This window comes from Streptomyces sp. Q6 (assembly GCF_036967205.1).
GTDB lineage: Bacteria > Actinomycetota > Actinomycetes > Streptomycetales > Streptomycetaceae > Streptomyces > Streptomyces citrinus.
In genome coordinates this window covers 663961-686929 of the sequence record NZ_CP146022.1, presented here as the reverse complement: position 1 = coordinate 686929, position 22969 = coordinate 663961, and the positions used below count along the sequence as shown (strand labels likewise).

The 22969-nt window shown below is 72.9% G+C and carries 22 protein-coding genes and 1 pseudogene; 18 read left to right on the top strand and 5 right to left on the bottom strand.

Going from position 1 to position 22969, the window contains the following annotated elements; genetic code table 11:
- Positions 1 to 505: 505 nt before the first annotated feature.
- Together V2W30_RS03345 and V2W30_RS03340 are read right to left on the bottom strand one after the other, a co-directional pair.
- Positions 506 to 2098 carry a Na+/H+ antiporter gene (locus tag V2W30_RS03345; protein WP_338693533.1) on the bottom strand — a complete coding sequence of 531 codons (1593 nt, stop codon included), beginning with the start codon at positions 2096 to 2098 and terminating at the stop codon, positions 506 to 508.
- A 269-nt stretch (positions 2099 to 2367) separates the two neighbouring features.
- Complete coding sequence (locus V2W30_RS03340) at positions 2368 to 3147, bottom strand: IclR family transcriptional regulator (protein WP_338693531.1); 780 nt, start codon at positions 3145 to 3147, stop codon at positions 2368 to 2370.
- Positions 3148 to 3192: 45 nt separating this feature from the next.
- On the opposite strand from V2W30_RS03340, the gene V2W30_RS41500 reads away from it, so the two are divergent.
- The 14 genes from V2W30_RS41500 (at position 3193) to V2W30_RS03275 (ending at position 17675) form a co-directional block, all read left to right on the top strand.
- Positions 3193 to 3471 carry a putative leader peptide gene (locus V2W30_RS41500; protein WP_425244475.1) on the top strand — a complete coding sequence of 93 codons (279 nt, stop codon included), beginning with the start codon at positions 3193 to 3195 and terminating at the stop codon, positions 3469 to 3471.
- A gap of 304 nt (positions 3472 to 3775) precedes the next feature.
- Positions 3776 to 4807: an ABC transporter substrate-binding protein gene (locus V2W30_RS03335; RefSeq protein WP_338693530.1), complete on the top strand. Its 1032-nt coding sequence runs from the start codon at positions 3776 to 3778 to the stop codon at positions 4805 to 4807.
- 7 nt (positions 4808 to 4814) lie between these two features.
- On the top strand, positions 4815 to 5816 hold the full coding sequence (locus tag V2W30_RS03330) for an NrtA/SsuA/CpmA family ABC transporter substrate-binding protein (RefSeq protein WP_338693529.1): 1002 nt from the start codon (positions 4815 to 4817) through the stop codon (positions 5814 to 5816).
- Entirely contained in the window at positions 5813 to 6646 is an 834-nt protein-coding gene (locus V2W30_RS03325) for an ABC transporter permease (protein WP_338693528.1), read from the top strand. The genes V2W30_RS03330 and V2W30_RS03325 overlap by 4 nt, the downstream gene beginning before the upstream one ends.
- Complete coding sequence (locus V2W30_RS03320) at positions 6643 to 7419, top strand: ABC transporter ATP-binding protein (RefSeq protein WP_338693527.1); 777 nt, start codon at positions 6643 to 6645, stop codon at positions 7417 to 7419. The genes V2W30_RS03325 and V2W30_RS03320 overlap by 4 nt, the downstream gene beginning before the upstream one ends.
- Positions 7416 to 8279: an ABC transporter substrate-binding protein gene (locus tag V2W30_RS03315; protein ID WP_338693526.1), complete on the top strand. Its 864-nt coding sequence runs from the start codon at positions 7416 to 7418 to the stop codon at positions 8277 to 8279. Before V2W30_RS03320 ends, V2W30_RS03315 begins: the two co-directional genes overlap by 4 nt.
- Positions 8280 to 8292: 13 nt before the next feature.
- The gene (locus V2W30_RS03310) at positions 8293 to 9366 is read left to right on the top strand and encodes an LLM class flavin-dependent oxidoreductase (RefSeq protein ID WP_338693525.1); all 1074 of its coding nucleotides are present in this window, start codon (positions 8293 to 8295) and stop codon (positions 9364 to 9366) included.
- 484 nt (positions 9367 to 9850) lie between these two features.
- Entirely contained in the window at positions 9851 to 10513 is a 663-nt protein-coding gene (locus tag V2W30_RS03305) for a 4'-phosphopantetheinyl transferase family protein (protein WP_338693523.1), read from the top strand.
- A 349-nt stretch (positions 10514 to 10862) separates the two neighbouring features.
- A complete protein-coding gene (locus V2W30_RS03300) occupies positions 10863 to 11798 on the top strand; it encodes a 3-hydroxyacyl-CoA dehydrogenase NAD-binding domain-containing protein (RefSeq protein ID WP_338693521.1) in 936 nt (311 codons plus the stop codon).
- Positions 11795 to 12646 carry a DUF1684 domain-containing protein gene (locus V2W30_RS03295; RefSeq protein ID WP_338693519.1) on the top strand — a complete coding sequence of 284 codons (852 nt, stop codon included), beginning with the start codon at positions 11795 to 11797 and terminating at the stop codon, positions 12644 to 12646. Before V2W30_RS03300 ends, V2W30_RS03295 begins: the two co-directional genes overlap by 4 nt.
- A 46-nt stretch (positions 12647 to 12692) precedes the next feature.
- Positions 12693 to 14267 (top strand): ABC transporter substrate-binding protein, encoded by a 1575-nt coding sequence (locus tag V2W30_RS03290; protein ID WP_338693517.1) that lies wholly within the window; start codon positions 12693 to 12695, stop codon positions 14265 to 14267.
- Positions 14268 to 14270: 3 nt separating this feature from the next.
- The gene (locus V2W30_RS03285; protein WP_338693515.1) at positions 14271 to 15248 is read left to right on the top strand and encodes an ABC transporter permease; all 978 of its coding nucleotides are present in this window, start codon (positions 14271 to 14273) and stop codon (positions 15246 to 15248) included.
- Positions 15245 to 16126: an ABC transporter permease gene (locus V2W30_RS03280; protein ID WP_338693513.1), complete on the top strand. Its 882-nt coding sequence runs from the start codon at positions 15245 to 15247 to the stop codon at positions 16124 to 16126. Before V2W30_RS03285 ends, V2W30_RS03280 begins: the two co-directional genes overlap by 4 nt.
- Positions 16107 to 17675 (top strand): ABC transporter ATP-binding protein, encoded by a 1569-nt coding sequence (locus V2W30_RS03275; RefSeq protein ID WP_338693511.1) that lies wholly within the window; start codon positions 16107 to 16109, stop codon positions 17673 to 17675. The genes V2W30_RS03280 and V2W30_RS03275 overlap by 20 nt, the downstream gene beginning before the upstream one ends.
- Here V2W30_RS03275 and V2W30_RS03270 read toward each other — a convergent pair.
- Positions 17657 to 18052: a helix-turn-helix domain-containing protein gene (locus tag V2W30_RS03270; RefSeq protein WP_338693509.1), complete on the bottom strand. Its 396-nt coding sequence runs from the start codon at positions 18050 to 18052 to the stop codon at positions 17657 to 17659. The two genes, V2W30_RS03275 and V2W30_RS03270, sit on opposite strands and share 19 nt — an antisense overlap.
- Positions 18053 to 18115: 63 nt before the next feature.
- Between V2W30_RS03270 and V2W30_RS03265 the strand changes: the two genes are divergently transcribed.
- The 4 genes and pseudogenes from V2W30_RS03265 to V2W30_RS03255 all read left to right on the top strand — a co-directional run bounded on the left by V2W30_RS03265 (position 18116) and on the right by V2W30_RS03255 (position 21232).
- Complete coding sequence (locus V2W30_RS03265; RefSeq protein ID WP_338693507.1) at positions 18116 to 18760, top strand: DsbA family oxidoreductase; 645 nt, start codon at positions 18116 to 18118, stop codon at positions 18758 to 18760.
- Positions 18757 to 20208: an MFS transporter gene (locus tag V2W30_RS03260; RefSeq protein WP_338693505.1), complete on the top strand. Its 1452-nt coding sequence runs from the start codon at positions 18757 to 18759 to the stop codon at positions 20206 to 20208. The genes V2W30_RS03265 and V2W30_RS03260 overlap by 4 nt, the downstream gene beginning before the upstream one ends.
- Positions 20209 to 20410: 202 nt before the next feature.
- A pseudogene (locus V2W30_RS41495) lies at positions 20411 to 20632 on the top strand (AfsR/SARP family transcriptional regulator); the annotation flags it as partial.
- A 45-nt stretch (positions 20633 to 20677) separates the two neighbouring features.
- Positions 20678 to 21232, top strand: a complete 555-nt coding sequence (locus tag V2W30_RS03255; RefSeq protein ID WP_425244659.1) for an AfsR/SARP family transcriptional regulator — start codon at positions 20678 to 20680, stop codon at positions 21230 to 21232.
- Between the two features lie 16 nt (positions 21233 to 21248).
- On the opposite strand, the gene V2W30_RS03250 is transcribed toward V2W30_RS03255, so the two are convergent.
- Positions 21249 to 21773, bottom strand: coding sequence for a flavin reductase family protein (locus V2W30_RS03250; protein WP_425244474.1), 525 nt, complete (start codon positions 21771 to 21773; stop codon positions 21249 to 21251).
- A complete protein-coding gene (locus tag V2W30_RS03245; protein WP_338693502.1) occupies positions 21770 to 22774 on the bottom strand; it encodes a beta-ketoacyl-ACP synthase 3 in 1005 nt (334 codons plus the stop codon). Before V2W30_RS03245 ends, V2W30_RS03250 begins: the two co-directional genes overlap by 4 nt.
- Between the last annotated feature and the right edge of the window lie 195 nt (positions 22775 to 22969).

The window sequence follows — 22969 nt, the reverse complement described above, 5'->3', positions numbered from 1 at the left end:
GACGGTGCTCTCAGCTATGTATGACCTGGTCAGGGTGGTCGTGTGGAGTTTTTTGATGTCGTTATGGAGTTCTTTGAGCGTGATGTTCCAAGGCGGCCGACGGTGACCTCGGGCGGCACCGATGCCGAGTCGATGCCGACTTTGCTGACTGGGTGTCAGTCAAGGTCGAGCGGGGTCGGCCGACCCCTGGTCAGTATCGGTGGCGGAAGGGCGTTGAGCACCTCGTGGGACCTGATCGATGCGTCGTGGTCGGCTGCCGCCGGGCGCGACCGGCCGCCGCGCCCCGCCTCGTGAGCCGATGGCCGAAGCCGGGCCGGGGGCGGTGACCGATCCACCGCCCCCGAAGGTCGAGCGTCGAATCCTGCTGCCGTCAGAGCAACCTCTTTGCTCTGATGGGGAGTTGGCGGAAGCGGCGGTCCGTGGGTCGAAGATGGCGTCCCTGCTCGCCGGTGCCGCGCCGACCGGATGGATGATCGCCCCGAGGCCCTTGAGGCCGAGCGTCGGGTCATTCGGCGGTACTGCGGTCGGACAGGCGGATCTCCTCGGTGTCCAGGGCGGCCTGCACGCGGCGCAGCACCGTGTCGTCGATACGGCGTGTGTCGCGGAGCTCGACGACTGTGGCGCGCTTGTGGGCGACGAGGGCCTGGTGCAGGGCCACGTAGTCGCGGTGGTGCAGCAGGGCGGGGTCGGTGTCGGAAGGGGCGCTCGCGCCTCTGGCCCGGACGGCCGCCAGCTTCGTCTCGTACTCCTGACGCATCCGGGCCACGACGGCGGGCTGCGTGCCGAGGTCGGCCGCGAATCGGGGCATGGCGTCGAGTGCTGCCCTGAGGGCGCTGCTCTCGGCCAGGTTCACCTCTTCGTCGACGGTGTTGTCCGGGGGGAATCCGGCCCAGCGCACGGCGACGGGCAGCAGCAGTCCCTGGACCACGAGCGTGACGAGGATGACCCCGGCGGTGACGAAGATGATGACGTCACGGTCGGGGAAGGGATCGCCCGAGTCGAGCGTCTGCGGCACCGAGAGCGCCACCGCGAGCGAGATCGCGCCGCGGAATCCGGCCAGGCCGCTGACGACCCGGGTCCGATGGTCGACGCGTAGCAGACGTTGCTGGGGGCGGCGGTCGAGCGCACGGATCGTGTAGGCGGAGGCGAACAGGAACGCGAAGCGGGTGGCGACGAGGACCAGGCAGACCACGGCTACGGTGACCAGCCCGTCCGTGAGGTCGGCGCGGCTGAGGCTGTGGACGGCGTCGTGGAGTTCCACCCCGACCAGCACGAACAGCGTCCCGTTGATGAGGAAGGTCAGCAGGGGCCAGAACGCCAGCGCCTGGACGCGGTGCGGAGCCCGGATGACGCGTGGGGCGACCTGGCTCATGATGATGCCGCAGGTGACCACGGCCAGGACGCCGGAGGCGTCGATGAGCTCGGCGATCAGGTACGCGGTGAACGGCGCCAGGATCATGACGAGGTTGCCCTGCAGCGGGTCGTCCAGGCGGCGCCGCAGGATCGTGTTGATCCACGCGATCACCGCGCCGACCGCGATGCCACCGCCGTAGGCCAGCAGGAACAGGCCGCCGACGTGGGGGACGCTCAGATGGTCCTCGCCGGCGGTGATGCCGACCGCGAGGCCGAAGACGACGAGGGCTGTTCCGTCGTTGACCAGGCTTTCGGCCTGGAGGATGGTGACCTGGCGGCGTGGCAGGGCGCGGGCCAGGGCGGCGACCGCGGTCGCGTCGGTGGGTGCCACGGCCGCGCCGAGCACCCAGGCGGGGCCCCACGGCAGGCCGAGGGCGTGCCCGGCCGCCGCGACGGCCCAGGCCGTGAGGATCACGAGCAGGGTGCTCAGCAGCACGATGCCGCGCAGGTTGGTGCGGATCTCGCGCAGCGACGTGGTCAGGCTCTCCCAGTACAGGAGCACCGGAAGGAAGAGCAACAGCACGACCTCCGGCGGCAGTTGCTCCCGCCGCACCACCGGGATGAACCCCAGGACCAGTCCCGCGGCGAGGAGCGTCACGGGTGGGGCGATGCCGAAGCGTCGCGCTGCGGCGTTGCCCGCCAGCACGGCCACGCCCATGAGCACGACGAGTTCCAGACCGAGCACGGTGAGTCTCCTGAGGCCGGGCGAGTGGGTGGGCGCCGAATGCCGCTCAGCGCGGAACGAGTCCGAGCGTAGTGTCTCGTGAGGCCACCGGCGGGTCGACGTAACGCGCCCCGCAGCGGCCGTACTTGGCGCGGCAGGCGGCGTCGATCCGGATCGGCGCCGACGGCTGCGGACCTCCGTCGCCCCGCACCGGGACCGACCGCGGTTCGTCGGCGTGCGACAAGGCCGAGGCTCACGTGCTGAACACCCGATCGGCGGCGTCGCGTCGATCAGCCGGACGGCACCGCGGCCGTGCTGCGCTGTGACGGCGGCAGCAGCAGGATCTCCAGTGCCCCCGCGCACGCGCGTGCCTGGTCGACGACCCCGTCGAGACGGTCACCGGCGATGAGGTCGGGCGTGCCGCGTACGGCGAGCGCGAACCGCGCGGAGCCCAGATGGTCGAGGACGGGCACGGCGACGGTCGCGACGCCCTGCGCGGACTCGCCGTCGTTGAGCGCGTACCGCTGCGCGCGCACCCGCTCCAACTCCTCGGCCAGCCGCTCCCGGTCGACGATCGTGCGGTCCGTGAACGCGTGCAGCGGCGGCAGCGACCGCGCCCCCGCTTCGCCGGGGCGTGGCCACGCCAGCAGGACCTTGCCCAGCGCGGTGGAGTGCAGCGGGCGGCGCAGCCCCACCTTCGGGGTGACCGAACCACCGGCCACGATCACCGCGTGCGGGCCACTGCGCAGTGCCAGGTCGGCGGTCGCGCCGGTCCGGCGGGCCAGATCGGCGAGTTCGGGCGACGCCAGGTGCAGCCCGCGCTGGTGGTAGGAGAGCCGCCCGAGTTCCGTCACGGCGGGACCGAGCCGGTAGCGGGCCGTACGCGGGTCCTGTTCGAGGAACTCGGCGTCGAGCAGGGTGCGGGCCAGCCGGTGCGCCGTCGACGTGGACAGACCGAGCCTGCGGGAGATCTCCGAGGCGCTGAGGTCGGGGGCGTTGTCGTGGAAGCAGTGCAGCACGTTCAGTGCCCGCCGCACCGCCTGTGCCCCGGCGACGGGAGTCTGCGCCACGGTGCCGTACCCCTCTCGCTCCCTGTGCTCCTGAGCCCGCTTCGGATGACTGGACCGCTTCGGATCGCTTCGACGTTCCCACATCGCGGCAAGGCGCAGCGCCCCTCGCGGCCTGCTGAAACAGTCTGTTCACGTTCGTTCCCACGTTGTGGGAAGCCCCTTGTCGGCTGGTCGTGGCGCGTGTCAGGCTGCGGTCACGCCGCCGGAACGGGTCCGGCGCGAACCGTCGGAAGGGGCGAAGCGATGCACGCCATGGCCATGCCCCGACTGACCGTGCGCCGCCACGTCGACCTCGGCCGCGTCGCCAGCGCCGTCTGTCGCTGACCTGAGCCGCGAGGCCGCCGCCACGCGCGGCCGTCCCTCGCATCCCCGCCACCGTGTCCGGCGGCCCCGAGCCGCCCCGTGTCGTCGGTCCGTCGGCGCGCAGCTATGACGCGCCCGTCCCGTCCGGCCGCTCGTGACGGCCGCCACGTCGGTCGTCGGCACCCACACACGTGACCCGGACGGCACCCCCGTACCGCCACCTCGACCCGTCGAGGTGCACGCCGGTGCGGGCCGGCGCCCCCGCCTTCGTCCCACCGCGGCAGACACGCGGCGGTGGCACGAGGAGTCCTCCAGGAAGGAACCCATGCCGCACCCACCCCTGCCCGAGACCCTCTGGTTCACCCGTTGTCCCGTGCCCACCGCCACCGGTATCGCCGCCGACCGCCGCTGGCTTGCGGAGGAGTTCGCGCCCGAGGGCATCGCGGTGAGGTCCCTCCAGGACGCCGAGGCCGATGTCGGCGCGGAGATCCGCGGCACGCACTACACCCACGAACTGCCCGCGCTGTTCCGGGAGGGCGGCAACGTGCCCGCCCTGTGGGCTCGTTCACGTGGCGCCGAGACCCGGCTGATCGGGCTGACCTGGATCGAGGAACGCCAGGTGATCCTGGTCCGGCCCGGATCCGGGATCCGGGGCGCCGCCGCCCTGCGCGGGCTGCGGCCGGCGCTGCCCCGCCACTCCGTCCCCATCGACTTCTGGCGGGCCATGGCGGTGCGCGGGTTCGAGGGAGTGCTCGCCTCCGCCGGACTCGGTCTCGACGACACCCGGCCGGTCGACGTGCCCGCCGACGGCCACACCGGGCAGTGGCAGGCCGAACTGGCCGCGCTGGCCCGTGGTGACGTCGACGCCGTGTACGTCAAGGGCGCCGTCGCCGTCGAGGCCGCGCGCCGGGCCGGTGCCGAGGTCGCCGTAGAACTCGACACCCTGCCCGACCGTCGGCACCGCGTGAACAACGGCACCCCGCGCCCCATCACCGTCCACCAGCGGCTGCTCGACGAACACCCCGACCTGGTCGACCGGTTCCTCGCGGTCCTGCTGCGCGCCGCCGACTGGGCCGCCGGGGAGCCGGACGAGGTCGCCCGCATCCTGGGCGCCGAGACGGGCGCAGGGACCGAGGGCGTGCACGGTGCCTACCGCCCCGGCACCCACCGCACCCTGCACCCCGACCTCTCCGCCGAACGCCTCTCCCTGCTCGCCCTCCAGGAGACGGCACTGCGCGGACAGGGCTTCCTGGCCGGACCCGTCGACGTCCACACCTGGGCCGATCCGGAGCCCCTGCGCCGAGCCCGCCGCCGGCTCGCCGAAACCCCGTCCCGACCCCGCTCACTCCAACCGTAGGACTAGCATGCGCGCCTCAAGACTCCTCCCCGCCACCCTCGCGGCCGTCACCGCACTCGTCGCCCTGACCGCCTGCGGCACCTCCGAGGCCGACACCGACGCGGCCTCCACCGCCACGGTCACCGTCCGCATCCCCGACCCCGGCAACTCCGGTGTGCTCGCGGTCGGAAAGAAGGACGGCTCGCTCGCCAAGGCCCTGGCCCGGGTGCACGCCAAGGTCGCCTGGACCGGCAGCGCGGGCCCCTTCGCGCCGGCCGCCCAGGCCCTCAACGCCGACCAGCTCGACATCGCCACCGGCTCCATCACCTCCGGTGTCACCTCGCTCGCCCAGAACCCCGGCTTCAAGTTCTTCACCGCCACCGCGCCGGACGCCGCCGGCGAGGGAATCCTCGTCAAGAACGGCTCCTCGATCAGGTCCGTCAAGGACCTCATCGGCAAGAAGGTCGCCGTCAACCAGGGCGGCACCGGCGAGTACCTGCTGCTGAAGGCCCTGGAGAAGGCGGGCGTCCCCGAGGACAAGGTCGAGCGGGTCTATCTGCGGCCCGACCAGACCGCGGCCGTCTTCAACAGCGGCAAGGTCGCCGCCTGGGCGGTGTGGGCGACGTACTCCGTGGCGGAACTCGGCACCGGCAAGGCGCACTTCCTCACCGACGGTGCCTCCATCGGCTCCGACAACTACAGCCTGAACGCCGTACGCACCGGCTTCGCGGAGAAGCACCCCGAGGTCGTCAAGGCGCTCTACACCTACCTCCACGAGGCCAGCGTCAAGGAGAAGCGGGACCCGGCCGCCTACCTCAACGTCAACACCGACGCCGGTCCCCAGGCGCTGAGCGGCGAGGCCAAGCGCGTACAGATCGAATTCACCGCGCAGGGCGGCACGGTCCAGCCGATCACCGACGCCGACATCACACGGTTCAAGGCGGTCGCCCGCTTCTACGCCGACCACAAGGTCACCCGCACCGAGGTCGATGTCGCCGCCCACCTCATCGACGTCACCGAGCTGTCATGACCGCCGTCCACGACCTCCCCACCGGGAAACGGGCGTTGGTGGCGCCCAGGCCCGTCGCCCGGCGCCCACGCCCGCGCCGGTTCAGGACGGCCGTACGGGCCGTCGGTCCGCTCGCCCTGCTCGTCCTGTGGTGGGTCGCGTCCGCGACCGGCGCCCTCACCCCCGACGTGCTCGCCTCACCCGCCGACGTGGTCCGCGCGGTCGGCGAACTGTGGGGCAACGGCCAGTTGCCCGACGCGCTCGCCACCTCCCTGACCCGCTCCGGCCTCGGCCTGCTGCTCGGCCTCGCGATCGGCCTCACGGCCGGCGTCGTCACCGGCTTCACCCGCCTCGGCGACGAACTGCTCGACTCCACCATGCAGACCCTGCGGACCATCCCCTTCCTGTCCCTCGTCCCGCTGTTCATGGTGTGGTTCGGCATCAACGAGATCGCCAAGATCCTGCTGATCGCCGTCGCCACCACCTTCCCGATGTACGTCTCCACCTCCAGCGGCGTCCGCAACACCGACGCCCGGCTGGTGGAGGCCATGCGCAGCTTCGGCATGAGCCGGTTCGCGATCGTCCGCGAGGTCGTCCTGCCCGGCGCGCTGCCCTCACTGCTCGCCGGACTGCGACTGTCGATGACGCTCAGCGTGATCGCGCTGATCGCCGCCGAGGAGATCAACGCCACCGCCGGCATCGGCTACCTCATGGCCCAGGCGCAGAGCTACGCCCGTACGGACATCCTCGCGGTCTGCATCCTCGTGTACGGGCTGCTCGGCCTGCTCGCCGACGCGTTCGTCCGCCTGCTGGAGCGGGTCCTGATGCCGTGGAGGCAGGCCCGGCGATGACCACCACGACCCCTCGGACCACCGCAACCGATCCCGGCACCGGCACGGCCGCCGGCACCGCCGTCCACGTCCGCTCCCTCGTCAAGGCGTTCGCCGATCAGACCGTCCTCGACGGCCTCGATCTCACCATCGCCAGCGGCGAGTTCGTCGCCCTGCTCGGTGCGAGCGGCAGCGGCAAGACCACCCTGCTCAGGATCCTGGGCGCCCTCGAAGGAGCCGACGCGGGCGAGGTGCTCGTCCCCGAGACGCGCACCATCGTCTTCCAGGAACCACGGCTGATCCCGTCCAAGCGCGTGCTCGCCAACGTCGTCGTCGCCCTGCCGAGGACCGACCCGGACCGTGGGCGCCGCGCCTTGGCCGAGGTCGGCCTGGAGAGCCACGCCCGCGCCTGGCCCGCCACCCTCTCCGGTGGCGAGGCCCAGCGCGTGGCGCTCGCCCGCGCCCTGGTCCGCGAGCCCGAACTCCTGCTCCTGGACGAGCCGTTCGCCGCCCTGGACGCCCTGACCCGGCTGCGCATGCAGGACCTGGTCAGCGAACTGTGCCGGGTCCACCGGCCCGCCGTGCTGCTCGTCACCCACGACGTGGACGAGGCCGTACGGCTCGCCGACCGCGTCTGCGTCCTGCGCGAGGGCCGGCTCATCACGGACGAGACCGTCGACGTCCCGCGCCCGCGCGACCCCGGCGACCCGGCCTTCACCGCCCTGCGCCGCCGCCTGCTGACCGACCTGGGCGTGCCGCCCGCCACCACCACACCACCGGAGCGTTCCGCATGACCATCACCATCGGCGTCCACAACAGCAACCCCACCCTCTACTACCTCTCCCGCCTCGACCACGCCGCCGAGGAGCTCGCCAAGGTGGGGGAGACCGTCGCCTTCCACCCCTACACGGACGGCGTGCGCACCGGCCCGCTCCTGACCGAGGGCGTGATCGACTTCGGCGGCACCGGCTCCACGCCGCCGGTCACCGCCCAGTCGGCCGGTCACGACATCGTCTACGCCGCCGTCTCCGCCCCGCGTCCCGGCCACGGCGCCCTGCTCGTCACCGAGGACAGCCCCGCGCGGACGGTCGCCGACCTCAAGGGCGGCACCGTGCACCTGGCCATCGGCTCCTGGCAGACCCACCTCGTCGCCAAGGCCCTCGACGACGCCGGCCTCTCGTACGCCGACGACATCACCCCCGTACGCGGCGGTGAGGACAGCGAGAAGCTGCTGCGCGAGGGAGCCATCGCCGCCTGGGTCGCCCAGGGCCCGCAGCTCGCGGCCGCCCTGCGCACCCCGGGCGTCCGGATCCTCGTGCGCACCGAAGACGTCATCACCGACCGCTCGGTGTTCTTCACCCGGCGGGAGGTGGCCGAGAAGCGGCCCGAGGTCGTCGAGGCCCTGGTCAAGGCGCTCGGCCGGGCCGACGCCTGGGTACAGGCCCACCCGCGCGAGGCCGCCGCGATCGCCGCCGACCACCAGGGCGGCACCGTCGACGACTGGGAGACCGCCCTGCGCACGCTGCCCTGGAGCATCGAGGACGTCAGCGACGCGTTCCTCGCCGAACAGCAGCAGGCCGCCGACGTCTTCGTCCGCACCGGCTTCATCGAGCGGCCGGTCACGGTCGCCGACGCCGTCGCCCGACAGGTCTGAGGAGACAGCGCACATGGCCTCCGAAGTCCTCTGGTACATCATTCCGCGCGAGGGCGCCTACCCCTGGGAGCCCGAGGGACGCCGCCCGGTCGACCTCGCCTACCTGCAACAGCTCGCCGGCACCGTCGAACGGCTCGGGTTCAGCGGCGCGCTGCTCGCCACCGACCTGCACGACGTCTGGCCGCTGGGCAGCGCCCTCGCCGCCGCCACGAGTCCCCGCTTCCAGCCGCTGCTGGCCGTCCACCCCGGGCTGATCTCCCCGACCCTGCTCGCCAAGATGGCGCTCACCTTCGACACCCTCTTCGGCCCGCGCCTGCGCTTCAACGTCGTCAACGGCTCGACGAAGACCCTGCGCGAGTACGGCCTGGACGTGGAGCACGACGCGCGCTACGACCTGAGCGCCGAGTACTGGTCGATCGTGAAGCGGCTCACCGCCGGCGAGGTCTTCGACCACAAGGGACGCTTCTACGACCTGAAGAACGCCGGCGCCTCCTTCGGTGACCTCCGACCCGTGCAACGCCCGCACGTCCCCCTGTGGTTCGGCGGCTCCTCCGCACCGGGCATCGAGATGGCCGCCGAGCACGTCGACGTCTACCTCACCTGGGGCGAGCCGCCCCACCTGCTGAAGGAGAAGCTGGAACGCGTCCGGGAACGCGCGGCGGCACACGGCCGCACCCTGCGCATCGGCCTGCGTCTGCACCTGATCGTCCGCGACACCGAGGACGAGGCGTGGGCGGCCGCCGACCGGCTGCTCGACGTCACCAGCGACGCGACGTACGCCCGGCAGCTCGGCGACCGTACGGGAGAGGACGGCGTCGGCTGGCAGCGGCAGTTCCGCCAGCACGGCGGCCGGGTCCCGGCCAAGGCCCGTGAACTGGAGGTCCACCCGAACCTGTGGCCGGGCATGAGCCTCTTCCGCCCCGGCCCCGGCACCGCCGTGGTCGGCTCCACCGCCCAGGTGGTCGAGCGCCTCAAGGAGTACGAGGATCTCGGCGTCGACACCTTCATCCTGTCGGGCAACCCGCTCCTGGAGGAGGCGTACCGGGTCGCGGAGACCGTCCTGCCCGCGCTGGGCGTCCGCCCCTGAGGTGCCCGCCGCCGCGGCGTGGTGCTCGTCGGGCCGGACGGATCGGCGTCGACGGATGACGCGGTGGTGTTCGCCCGCGAGAGTGGGAGCGGGTAGGACCGTGGCCGGCGTCGGACGCTCGGCACGCTCATCGCACCCGCGACCTTGCCGAGGGAGCGATGAGCGTGACGATGTTCGGCGCGTACGGGAAGGTGCGCGCGACCGTCAACCAACCCGTTCTTCTCCGCGCACGCCGACGCCCGGCAGATCATCGACCGGATCCGTGACGCACGCCGTCCCGGTCGGGCAGCTCGCGCGAAGTCAACTGGACTATGACGCCGTGCTGTTGATGCGCTGTCCGGCGGCCAGGGAGTCGCCGCGGGCGAATCGGCGCATCGGCGAAGTGGACCCCGCCGGATCGGTCGGCCGGCGGGTGACGTCATGCTGTCGACGGTCACCACGCCGTGGCGCGAGCTCGGCCACGACCCGACCAGAAGAGGTGCGCATGATCCGGGAGTTGCTGCCCCCGTGGGCCTGTGCCGCGGAGTCGTTCGGTGACGTTCAGGGCGTCCGGCTGCATGCGGAGGAGGAGGCCGCCGTCGCACGGGCGGTGCCCGCCCGGCGGAGGGAGTTCGCGACGGTGCGGCACTGCGCCCGGACCGCCCTGCGCCAACTCGGCTTCGCCGAACAGCCGTTGGTGCCCGGTGCGCACGGTGCGCCCGGCTGGCCGGACGGTGTCGTCGGCAGCATGACGCACTGTGCCGGATATCGCGCCGCGGCGGTCTGCCGGGACGGCGACGCGGCCGGGATCGGGATCGACGCCGAACCCGACGCACCGCTGCCCGCCGGAGTCCTCGACGCGGTGGCGCTGCCCGAGGAGCGCGCACACGTGAGCCGGCTGGGGCGCGGGCCGGGCTCCGACGTGAGCTGGGACCGGCTCCTGTTCAGCGCCAAGGAGGCGCTCTACAAGGCGTGGTTCCCGCTGGCGCACCGCCCGCTCGGGTTCTCCTCGGCATCGGTGGTGTTCGACCCGGAGGACCACACGTTCCAAGCCCGGGTGCGGGTGCCGGGCCCGGTCGTCGCGGACCGGGAGATCAGCGTGTTCCGGGGGCGGTGGGCTCAGGGCGCCGGACTGCTCGTCACGGCCGTCGTCGTGCCCCGGCGGTGATCGGGGGCCGGGGCCGCGGGCTCACCCGGGTCCAGGCCGAGCAGGTGCCGGATCGTCCCGAGGTCCGCGCCGGCGATCAGGGCGTGTGCGGCCCGTAGGCCCAACTCGCCGTGTCCGGAGTGCTGTTGCCGTTCCCTGGCAGGCATGGGGGAGCCCTTTCGTCGCGTAGGGGGCGGGACGGCTCGGTGGTCGCACACCGCCGGTCCCCACGGTCCGCAGCGTGCCTACAGGCCGCCTCGAATCCGTCTCGAACGAGCCGCCGCACGCCGCCCCGAGCCCGTCTCCATCCCCTCTCGAGCAGCCCTCGAGTCACGGCGCCGAGCCTGGTCCCCGGACGAGAGGAGCACCGGTGAGCGTGGAACGACAGCGGACCGCGGCGGTGATCGGCACCGGCACCATCGCACTCGGGTGGATCGCCCTGTTCGCCGCGCGCGGACTGGACGTACGGGTGAGCAGCACCCGGTCGGACGCCGAGGCGCATGTGCGGGCGGAACTGGTGCGGTACGCGGCCACCCTGCCCGAAGGGCCGCTGGATCCCGAGGAGTTGTTCGCCCGCCTGGAGTTCACGGCGAGCGTCGACGCGGCCGTCGAGGGCGCCGACGTCGTGCAGGAGAACGCCCTGGAGGACCTCGCCCTCAAGCAGAAGCTGTTCGCCCGGATCGCCGCCGCCGCCCCGCGGGACGCGCTGCTGCTCTCCTCCACCTCCACCCTGCTGCCCGACGACCTCGGAGCCGAACTCCCCACGCCCGGCCGGGTCGTCGTCGGGCACCCGTTCAACCCGCCGCACATCGTGCCCCTGGTCGAGGTCGTCGCCTCCGAGCGGGCGGAACCCGGCCTGGTCGACCGGGCCGTCGGCTTCTACCGGGAGCTCGGCAAGACCCCGGTGGTGCTGCGCCGAGCCGTCCCCGGGTTCGTGGCCAACCGGCTCCAGTCAGCGCTGCTGCGCGAGAGCATCCACCTGGTGCGCGAGGGCGTGGTCACCGTCGACGAACTGGACGCCGTGGTCACCGCGTCGATCGGGTCGCGCTGGGCCGTGGTCGGCCCCTTCCAGGCGTTCCACCTGGGCGGCGGCGCGGGCGGGCTGCGGCACTGGTTCGCCCACCTGGGAGACGGCCTCGAACGCAGCTGGGACGGCCTGGGCCGGCCGCCCGTCGACGCGGACACCGTCGCGCTGCTCCTGGAGCAGGCCGAGGCATCCTTCGGCCAGGAGTCCTACGACGCACTCGCCACCCGGCGCGACCAGGGCCAGAACGCCGTCATCGCCGCGCTCACGGAGCTGTCGTGACGGCCGGGCCGACGGCCGAGGCAGCCGGCTTCCTGGCCTCCTGGCAGGAGTGGCGGACCGCCCGGCTCGCGCAACTGCGGGAGCCGTACGGGATCCTCTCCCCGGTCGCCCTGCACTGGCTCGACGCCAAGGCGCAGCGGTTCGACGACGTCCCCGGCAGCTGGCAGGCCGACGACTCCGGCGTACGGGTGCGGGCCGCCGCCGACGAAGGGCTGCGCGTCGACGGGGTCGTCGTCGACGGCGACCGGACCGTACGGCAGGGCGGCGTCGTCCCGCCCCACGGCGGCGCGGTCCAGGTCACCTTCCGCGACCTGCGCGTCGACGTGCTCGGCTTCGAGGACGCGGACCGCCCCCGGCGGATCCGCTGGGCGATCAGGGTCCGCTCGCCCCAGGCACCCACGCTGCTCCGGTTCACCGACGTGCCCGTCCACCCGCCGCGCCCCGAGTGGGTGACCCGCGCGGTCTACGAGCCGTACAAGCACCCGCGTCGCATCGTCCTGGACACCGCGCTCGACACGGTCCGACGGGAGTTCACCCTCTCGGGGCGGCTGCGCTTCACCCTCGCGGGACGCGATCTGACCCTGGAGCCCTACGGCGGCAGGGACGGCGTCCTCAACATTCCCTTCCGGGACCTGACCAGCGGGGCGACCTCGTACGGCGCCGCCCGCGTGCTCTACGCCTGTCGGCCCGAAGGTGATCTGCTCGACGGACGGAGCGTCGTCCTCGACTTCAACCGCGCCATCAACCCGCCCTGTGCGTTCACCCCGTTCGCCACCTGCGCCCTGCCGCCCACGGGCAACACCCTGCCGATCGCCGTCGAGGCGGGGGAGCTCGCCCCGTACGGCTGAGGGCCGCCGGCGTTCCGCCGTAGGAGCCGAAGGAGTACCACCCGCGATGCACCCGCACCCCCGTTCCACCGCCGTGGCTCTCGCCCTGGTCCTCGCCGCGGGCGCGAGCGCCTGTTCGGGAGCCACGAGCGACGCCGGATACTCCGGGCCGCCCCGGTCCGGCGGCACCTTGCGACTCGCCCTGGACTTCGACCCCGTCTGCCTCGATCCGCAGCAGTCCGCGCTCGGCCAGAGCCTCAACATCGGCCGTCAGGTGGTGGATTCACTCACCGACCAGGATCCGAGGACGGGCCGGCTCGTGCCGTGGCTCGCGACGTCCTGGACCACCGACGCCAAGGCCACGCGCTTCACCTTCCGGCTGCGCGACGGCGCCACCTTCAGCGACGGCGGAGCCGTCGACGCGACCGCGGTCAAGAAGAACCTCGACGCCCTCCACGACCTCGGCGCCGCGTCCTCGCGCGGAGCCGTCTACCTGTCCGGGTACCGCAGGACCGTCGTCGAGGACGCGCACACGGCGACCGTGGTCTTCGACCGGCCCAACGCCCAGTTCCTCAGGGCGACCTCGACCACCTCGCTCGGACTGCTCTCGCCCAAGACCCTGACCCGCACGCCCCAGGAACGCTGCCGGGGCGAGATCGCCGGATCCGGGCCCTTCACCGTCGGCGCCTACCGCCCCAACACCTCGGTCACCCTCGCCCGCAGGAGCGGCTACCACTGGGGCTCGACGCGCTGGCGGCACGAGGGCGGCGCCTACCTCAAGCGGGTCGAGTACCGGATCGTGCCGGAGAGCACGACCCGCTCCGGCAGCCTCTCCGCCGGACGGCTCGACGCCGTCACACCCGTCGCCCCGCAGGACGCCGAGCGGTTCACCCAGGGCGACTTCCGGCTCCTGACACGGACCGACCCCGGTGTCGTCCTGAGTCTCTACGTGAATGCCGAGCGCCCGGAGCTGCGTGACGTCCGCGTGCGGCGCGCACTCCAGAAGGGCATCGACCGCACCGCCGTCGCCACCGCCTTCCTCGGCTCCGCGGACGCGGCCGCCACCGGCGTGCTCTCCTCCACCACCCCCGGCTACCGCGACCTCACCGCGGACCTCGCCCACGACGCGGCCGGCGCCGAGCGGCTCCTCGACGACGCGGGGTGGCACAAGGGCGGCGACGGCGTCCGCACCAGGAACGGCAAGCGCCTGGTCGTGGACGCGATCTTCGTACGGCAGCAGAGCCTGGAGCTGGTCCAGCAGCAGTACAAGGAGATCGGCGTGGAACTGAGACTGCGCCAGCTGACCATCAACCAGTTCCCGCAGACCCTGAAGTCCAAGGACTACGACCTCACCCTCCAGAACGCCGGCCGGGCCGACCCCGACGTCCTCACTACCGTCTTCGCCGACCAGAGCCCCGTCGCCGCACCAGACCTCAGGGACCGGCTGCACGCGGCGTCGGCGTCCCCCGACGAGAAGACCCGCACCGCCGACTTCACCGCCGTCCAGAGCGCTCTCGTACGGGACGGCTTCGTGCTGCCGGTCAGCGAGACCCGCACGACCGTGGCGTACACCCACCGCGTGCGAGGGCTGCGGCTCGACGCCTCGAACCGGCTCTCGCTGTACGACACCTGGCTGGCCTGAGCCATGGCCCGTGCCGTGTTCGTCCGCTACCTGGCGCGCCGTCTCGCCCGGGTCGTCCTCGTCGTGTGGGCCGCGTACACGCTCTCGTTCGCCGTGCTGTACCTGCTGCCGAGCGACCCCGTGGAGACGATGCTCGCGGGGGAGTCCGGCGCGGACGCCGCGGCGGTCGACCCCGCGCAGGTCGCCGCGCTGCGGCACCGGCTCGGGTTCGACCGGTCGGCCGCCGAACAGTACGTCTCGTCGCTCGGCCGTGCCCTCCACGGCGACCTGGGGCTCTCGGTCCGCAGCGGCGCGTCGGTCGGCCGGACCCTCTGGGAGGCGCTCCCGCCGACGCTCGCCGTCGCCGCCCTGGCCCTGCCGCTCGCCGCCACCGTCGCCATCTGCCTCGCCGTGGGCGGGAGTTGGCCGCGTTCGGCGCCGCTGCGCAGACTCGCCGGTTCGCTGCCCGCGCTCGGGGCGGGCCTGCCGAGCTTCTGGATCGGCCTGCTGCTCATGCAGTGGATCTCCTTCCGCTGGGGACTGCTCCCCGCGACCGGGGGCCAGGGGCTCGAAGGGGCGCTGCTTCCGGCCGTGACCCTGGCGCTGCCCGTCGGCTGCGTCCTCGCCCAGGTCCTCGGCCGTGGCATGCGGCACGCCCTGGCCCAGCCGTACGCCGACGCGGCGCGCGCCCGCGGCGTGGGCAGGGCCCGGCTGCACCTGGCGCACGCCCTGCGCAACGCGTCGGTCCCGGTGCTCGCGCTGCTCGGCGTGATCAGCGGACAACTGCTGTCGGGTGCCGTGCTGGTCGAGACGGTGTTCGCCCGCGACGGACTGGGGCGGGTCGCGGTGGAGGCGGTCACCGACCAGGACCTGCCCCTGGTGCAGGGCGTCGTCGTCCTGACCGCCGCGTTCACCGCGACGGCGAGCCTCCTGGTGGACCTGGTGGTGCCGCTGCTCGATCCGCGGGCGGCCGCGGCCGGAACGGGGGTGAAGCAGGGATGACAGCTGTCGTCGACCAAGAGGTGGCGGCGCCCGCGGCCGCACCCCGGAGCCGACGGGTGCCGGTGGTGCTGCGCAGACCCGGCCTCGTCCTGTCGCTGCTCGTCCTGCTCCTCGTGCTGCTGTGGGCGGTGCGCCCGGCCTGGTTCGCCGGACACGACCCGTTCGCGGCCGATCCACTGCGCCGCCTGCTGCCGCCGAGCGGCGGGCACTGGTTCGGGACCGACCATCTCGGCCGGGACGTCTTCGCGCGCGTGGTGTACGGGACCAGCGCCTCGCTGCGGGCCGCGCTGCTGGCCGTCGCGGTCGGCCTGCTGGCCGGGACGGTGCTGGGCGCGGTCGCGGGGACGGTGGGCGGATGGCTCGACGGCGTGGTGATGCGGCTGGTCGACGTCCTGCTCGCCCTGCCGGGCCTGCTGCTCTCCCTGGCCGTCGTCTCGGCCCTCGGCTTCGGCACCGTCCAGGTGGCGGTGGCGGTCGGGGTGAGCGGCGTGGCGGGCATCGCCCGGGTGGCGCGGGCCGAGGTGCTGCGCGTACGGTCCGCCGACTACGTGGCGGCGGCGCGCCTGGCCGGGGTGCGTCCGGCCGCCGTCCTGCTGCGGCACATCCTGCCCAACGCGGCCGCCCCCGTCCTGGTCCTCGCGGCACTGGAGTTCGGTACGGCCGTGCTGAACGTGGCCGCGCTCGACTTCCTGGGCTTCGGCGCACCGCCGCCCGAGCCGGAGTGGGGCGCGCTGATCGCGGCGGGCCGTGACTATCTCGCCACGGCCTGGTGGCTGACGACACTGCCGGGCCTGGTCCTCGCCGGCGTGATCCTCGCGGCGAACCGGGCGGGCCGGGCGCTGGAACGGGAGGAGAGGGATGACCACGGTGACCGGTGAACCGGTGCTCGACGTACGGGGGCTGACCGTCTCCTACGGTGCCGAACCCGCCCTGCGAGGCGTGGATCTGACGGTCGGCGCGGGGGAGGTCGTCGCCGTCGTCGGTGAATCGGGCTCGGGCAAGAGCACGCTCGCGCACGCCCTGATCGGACTGCTCCCGCCCGGCGGCCGGATCGGCTCCGGGCGAGCGCTCGTCGCGGGCCGGGACACGGCGGCCCTGTCGGAGCGGGAGCTGCGCGAACTGCGCGGCGCCGTGGTGGGGTTCGTGCCGCAGGACCCGACGGCTTCCCTCGACCCGGTCCAGCGGGTCGGCGCCCAGGTCGCGGAGGCGCTGCGCGTCCACGCACGCGCCGGGCGGGACCTCGCCCGGCGGCGGGCCGTGGAACTGATGGCCGAGGCGGGCCTGGACGACCCGGAGCGCTGCGCCCGCGCCTACCCGCACGAACTCTCCGGCGGACAGCGGCAGCGCGCCCTCGTCGCGGCCGCCCTCGCCTGCCGGCCCAAGCTGCTCATCGCCGACGAGCCCACGAGCGCCCTCGACGTCACCGTGCAGCGCCGCATCCTGGACCGCCTCGGCGAACTGGTGGCCGAACGGGGCATCGGGGTCCTGTTCATCACCCACGACCTGGCCGTCGCCGCCGGGCGCGCCGACCGGATCGCGGTGATGTCGGGCGGCCGGATCGTCGAGTGCGGCCCCGCCCGTGAGGTCCTGGAACGGCCCCGGCACGCCTACACCGCGCGCCTCGTCGCGGCCGCACGCCGCGCCCCGGGACCGGCGCACCACCGCCCGTCCGGCGACCCGGCCGCGCCGCTGCTGGTCGTCGACGCCGTGACCAAGGAGTACGGGCGGCGGCACCGAGCGGTCGACGGGGTGTCGTTCACCGTCGGGCACGGCGAGGTCTTCGGTCTCGTGGGGGAGTCGGGCAGCGGGAAGTCCACCACCGCCCGGCTGGTGACCGGCCTCGACCGGCCCCATTCGGGATCCGTCCGCCTGTCGGTGGAACGGCCGGGCGACCGCCCGCAACTGGTGCAGCAGAGTCCCTACGCCGCACTGGACCCGCGCTGGAGCGTGCGCAGAAGCGTGGAGGAACCGCTGCGCGCCCAGGGGATCGGGGACCGACGCGCACGGCGGATCCGGGTGGCGGAACTCTTCGACCAGGTGGCGCTGAGCCACACGCTCCTCGATCGCCGTCCCGCCGAACTCTCCGGCGGACAGCGGCAGCGGGTGGCCATCGCCCGCGCCCTCGCCCCCGGGCCGAGCCTGCTCGTCTGCGACGAACCGGTCTCCGCCCTCGACGTCTCCGTGCAGGCCCGCATCCTGGAGCTGCTCGCCAGGCTGCGCACGGAACTCGGGCTCGCCGTGCTGCTCATCTCGCACGATCTGGGCGTGGTGCGGGAGTGGTGCGACCGCGTGGCGGTGATGCGGGCGGGCCGCCTCGTCGAACAGGGCCCGGCGCGGCAGGTGCTGGTCGCCCCCGCGCACCCGTACACGCGAGAACTCGTCGACGCGGCGCCCGTGCTGGGCGAAGGTCAGCCCTGGGCGTCGTGATCCCGCTGCGCCGCCACGATGTCGTGCGTGTGGCCGGCGACCCAGTCGAGGAGGCCCTGCAACGGTCCGGCGAGACCGCTGCCCAGCGGCGTCAGGCGATAGGACACCTTGGGCGGCAGGGTGGGCTCCACCTCGCGGGCCACCAGGCCGTCCCGGCCGAGCACCCGTAGGTTCTGGGAGAGCATCTTCTCGCTGATGCCGCCGATGCGGTCCCGCAGCTCGTAGAAGCGCAGCGGCCCCTCGCGCAGCGAGGCGAGGATGAGCACCCCCCAGCGGCTGGTGACGTGGTCGAGGACCGTGCGACCCGGGCAGTCGCTGTTGAATACGTCACTTGCCGGGTCGAGCCCCTTGCGCGCTGCCTGCACTCCTACGTCCATGACCTGAGCTTACCCCGAGGTATGCCCTTACTCAGAGAAAGCCGAAAACCTAGAGTTAGCCCGGTGAACGAGATCACAGTGGAGATCTGGTCCGACGTCATCTGCCCCTGGTGCTTCATCGGGAAGCGGAAGTTCGAAGCAGCCCTCGCGGGCTTCGAACACCGCGACTCGGTGCGCGTGCGGTGGCGGAGCTTCGAACTCGATCCGACCACTCCGAAGGACATCGACGAGACCATCGCCCAGCGCATGCTGCGCCGCCAGGGCATCCCCCCGGAACAAGCGGCCCAGCTGCTGGCCGGCGTCACCGCGACCGCCGCCGCCGAGGGCCTCGAGTACCACCTGGACCGGGCGCGTCCGGTGAACACCTTCGACGCGCACCGCGTCGTGCACCTCGCCGCCGACCGCGGCCTCGCCGAGCCGTTCCAGGAGCGGTTGATGCGCGCCTACACCGCCGAGGGCGCCTCGCTCGCCGACCGCGACACGCTCGTACGGCTCGGCGCGGAGGCGGGCCTCGACGCCGAGGACGTGGGCAAGACGCTCGACGGCGACGACTACGCGGCCGCCGTGCGCGCGGACGAGGACCGCGCCCTTCAGCTGGGCGTGTCCGCCGTTCCGTCCTTCGTCTTCGCCGAGACGTACGTGACGTCGGGCGCCCAGCCCGTCGAGACCCTCACCGACCTCCTGCGAAGGAGCACTGTCGCCCGATGACCGCTCACGTCACCGAAACCGTCGGGACCCCCCGCTCCTCGGCACCGCCCCGGCTCGGGCTCGTCCTGGCCGTCTGCTGCCTGGCCCAGTTCCTGGTCACGCTCAGCGTCGCCGTCGTCAACGTCGCCCTGCCGGCCATCCAGAGCAGCCTGCACTTCAGCGCGAGCAGCCTCCAGTGGGTCGTGAACGCCTACACCATCACCTTCGCCGGGTTCCTGCTGCTCGGCGGCCGGATCGCCGACCTCTTCGGCCGCCGCCGCGTGTTCCTGACCGGCATCGTGCTCTTCACCCTCGCCAGCCTGGTCGGCGGCATCAGCCAGAACGCCGGTACGCTGGTCACCGCCCGTGCCGTCCAGGGCCTGGCCGCCGCCGTGATCGCGCCGACCACCCTCGCCGTCCTCGGCACCACGTTCACCGACCCGCACCAGCGCCACAAGGCGTTCGGGGCCTGGGGCGCGGTGTCCGGAGCGGGCGGCGCCTTCGGAGCGCTGGCCGGCGGCGTCCTCACCGACTGGCTCTCCTGGCGCTGGATCCTGTTCGTCAACATCCCCCTCGGCGTGGTCCTGTTCGCCGGGGTCGCCTGGGTCATCACCGAGCTGCGCCACGAGGGTTCGGGCAAGCGGCTCGACGTGCCCGGCGCGCTCGCGGTCACCGCGGGTCTCGTCGTCCTCGTCTTCGGCATCGTGCAGAGCGGACCGCACGGCTGGGACTCCGCCCGCACCCTGGTCCCGCTCGTCGCCGGACTGCTCCTCCTCGGCGCCTTCGTGGTCATCGAGGCACGGGTCGCGGCGGAGCCGCTGATGCCGCTCGACATCTTCCGCTCCCGGTCCGTCACCGCCGCCAACGTGGTCGCGGCGACCAGCGGCGCCGCCCTGTTCAGCATGTTCTACTTCCTCACGCTCTTCCTGCATCAGGTGCGTGACTACAGCCCCCTGCGCACCGGCTTCGCGTATCTGCCGCTGGCCGTCTCGATCATGGTCGCGGCGCAGTTCTCCGCTCCGCTGGTCCGCAGGGTCGGCGCACGGACCACGCTCGTGGCCGGAATGACGCTGACCGCCGGCGGGCTGCTCTGGCTCGCCGCGATCGACGAGCACGCCACCTTCGCGGCCGCGCTCCTCGGCCCCACGATCGTGCTCGGCGCCGGACAGGGCATCTCGATGTCGGCCTCCGCCATCGCCGGCGTCGCCGGGGTGCCGCCGCACCAGGCCGGTCTGGCCTCCGGACTCCTCAACGCCACACGGCAGTTGGGCGGCGCGCTCGGGCTCGCCGTACTCGCCGCGGTGGCCACCACCCGGGTCAACGGGCTGCTGGACGGGGTGCGGCCGACGGCCGACCTCGTGCGCCATGCCTACGCGTCGGGATACGCGCTGGCCTTCGCCGTCGGGGCGGGGATCGCGGCGGTCGGTGTCGTCGCCGCCTTCGCGGCTCCCGGAAAACCCCGAGACTGATTCGTCTGCGTTCCCTCGATGCGGCCCGCCGAAACACCGGCGGGCCGCATTTGGTGGTTCAGAAACAGACAAGGTCCGCTTCTCGTGACTTGAGTCACATTTAACATTTCCTCAATGAAGCGCCGCCTACTCTGCGACTGGTTGAAAGCGAGAGGTTTCCTGTGGCTTGAACGCTTGATGACGCCGTTTACGGAGGAAAGCTATGGAAATGCGACTCATGGGTCCGCTGTCGGTCAGCTGGAATGGCCGAAGTGATATCCCGTCGGCGCGTAAACCACGCAAAGTCCTGGCACTTCTGCTGCTCAACGAGGGCAAGCCGGTGACGGTCAATTCCCTTCTCACGGAATTATGGGGTGACGAACCCCCGCGCAGTGCCCTCACCACGCTCCAGACGTACGTGTTGCAGCTTCGTAAATCCCTCGCGTCCATGGGGGAGTGCTCAGTCACAGATGTCTCTCGGCGTCTCCTGATGACGTGGCCGTGCGGTTATGTATTCAACGTCGAGGAGAACAGCCGGGTAGATCTGCGGGAATTCCGCAGGATCGCCGCCGCCGGACGCGCGGCGGAGCTCGAAGGCGATATCCGTGGCGCGGTCGGTCACTTCCGCTCGGCGCTGAAGCTCTGGCGCGGCCCGCTGCTGGCCGACATCGAGCACGGCCCGCTGCTGCGTTCCGAGGCGGTACGGATGGAGGAGTGCCGGCTCGGCATGATCGAGCGCTGCGTCGAGGGCGACCTGCGGCTCGGCCGGCACCGGGAGGCGGTCAGCGAACTGTCGGCCCTGGTCTCGCAGTACCCGTACCACGAGGACCTGCACGCCCAGTTGATGATCGCGCTCTACCGCTGCGGTCGCCGACAGGACGCCCTGGCCGCCTTCCAGCGGCTGCGGGAACGCATGGTGGACGGCCTCGGCCTGGAGCCCGGCGCGCGCCTCCAGCGGCTGCAACTCGCCGTGCTCAGCGGGGAGGCGGACCTCGACGACAGCATGCCGACGCCGAGGCCCGCGCCGGTCGGAGCCCTGGCCTGAGCGGCCCGACCGGTTCTCAGGCCAGGGACCGGAAGCCCCGCTCGTAATAGACCAGGGGCGGGCCGTCGCCCAGCCGCAGCCCGGACACCCGGCCGACCAGGATCGTGTGATCCCCGGCCGGGTGCCGTGCGTCCACGGCGCAGTCCAGCTCCGCGAGCGCGCCCGCCACCACCGGCAGCCCCGCCGGCGTACGCGCCAGACCGTCGGGGGCGAACTTGTCGGCGCCCTTCGTCGCGAACCGCTGCGCCAGCGGCCGGTGTTCGGGTCCGAGCATGCTCACCGCGAAGTGGCCGCAGTCGGCGAACGCCGCGTACGAGTCGGCCGTGTTCGCCAGACAGACCAGGACCAGCGGCGGGTCCAGGGACACCGAACAGAACGAACTCGCCGTGAACCCGCGGGGTTCACCGCGCGCGCCCCGGGTCGTGACCACCACGACACCGGCCGGGAAGCGGGCCATCGCGGCCCGGAAGTCCTCGGCGGCCGGCGCCCCGGTCTCCGTGCGTACCCGCTGCGCGCGCACCGTCTCCGTACGTTCGCTCACGGCAGCGCCACCACCTGTCCGGCGAAGTTGAGGCCCGCGCCGAAGCCCATCAGCAGGGCCGTGTCGCCGGTACTCGCGGTGCCTGCCGTCAGCAGCGCCTCCAACGCCAACGGCACCGACGCCGCCGAGGTGTTGCCCGAGCGGACCACGTCCCGGGCGATCGCCGTACCGGCCCCAAGGCCGAGCCGCTCGGCCATCAGCTCGATCATCCGCAGGTTCGCCTGGTGCGGTACGAACACGTCGAGCCCGGCCGGTTCGACGCCCGCCGCCGTCAGCGCGAGGCGGGCCTGCGGCGCCACCTCCTCCATGGCCCAGCGGAACACGCGCCGCCCGTCCATCCGCATCCACGGACGCCGCCGCGGATCCGGGTCGGCGGCGAACGCGTCCCAGCTCGCGCTCATGCTCAGCGCCTGCTCGTACCGGCCCGCCGCGCCACGGACCACGGGTCCGATCCCGGGGGTCGGGGACGGGCCGACGACCGCCGCGCCGGCGCCGTCGGCGAACAGCACGGAGACGCTCCGGTCCAGGGGATCGACGATGTCCGTCATCCGTTCCGTGCCGATCACCAGCACATGCCGGGCGCTGCCCGCCGACACCGCGTCCGAGGCGATGGCCAGCGCGTGGCAGAACCCCGCGCACGCGGCCGACACATCCACCCCGGCCGCGTTCCGCGCACCGAGCGCCTCGGCCACCCGGACCGACAGCGGCGGCGTCTGCACCAGGTTCGACATGCTCGCGACCAGCACCAGATCGACCTGGTCGGGTACGGCTCCGGCGTGCGCCAGCGCCTTGCCCGCGGCGGCCACGGCCATCACCGCCAGCGTCTCGTCCGGCTGCGCGAAACGCCGTTCGCGGATGCCGCTGCGGCTCTCGATCCACTGCGGGGACGAGTCGACCCGCGCGCACATCTCGTCGTTCGACACCACCGTGCGCGGCCGGTAGCCGCCGATGCCGAGAATTCTGCTGTGGCCGCCCGCGGCGGCCCTGATCTGCTGGGACAACGTCAACTCCCGACGGAGGCAGCGGACTTGGGGTTCGGTCGATGGTTCGGTCGATGTTCGGTGGGGGTCGAGGGCAGGGTCGGATACGTCCACCAGCCTGGGGGCGGAGTCTCGATCCCGGCTCGATCCGGGCTCAAGCCGCCCCGGTGACGGTGGTCGGGTCACCCGCCGCCCCCTCCCTGAGGCCCGACTCCC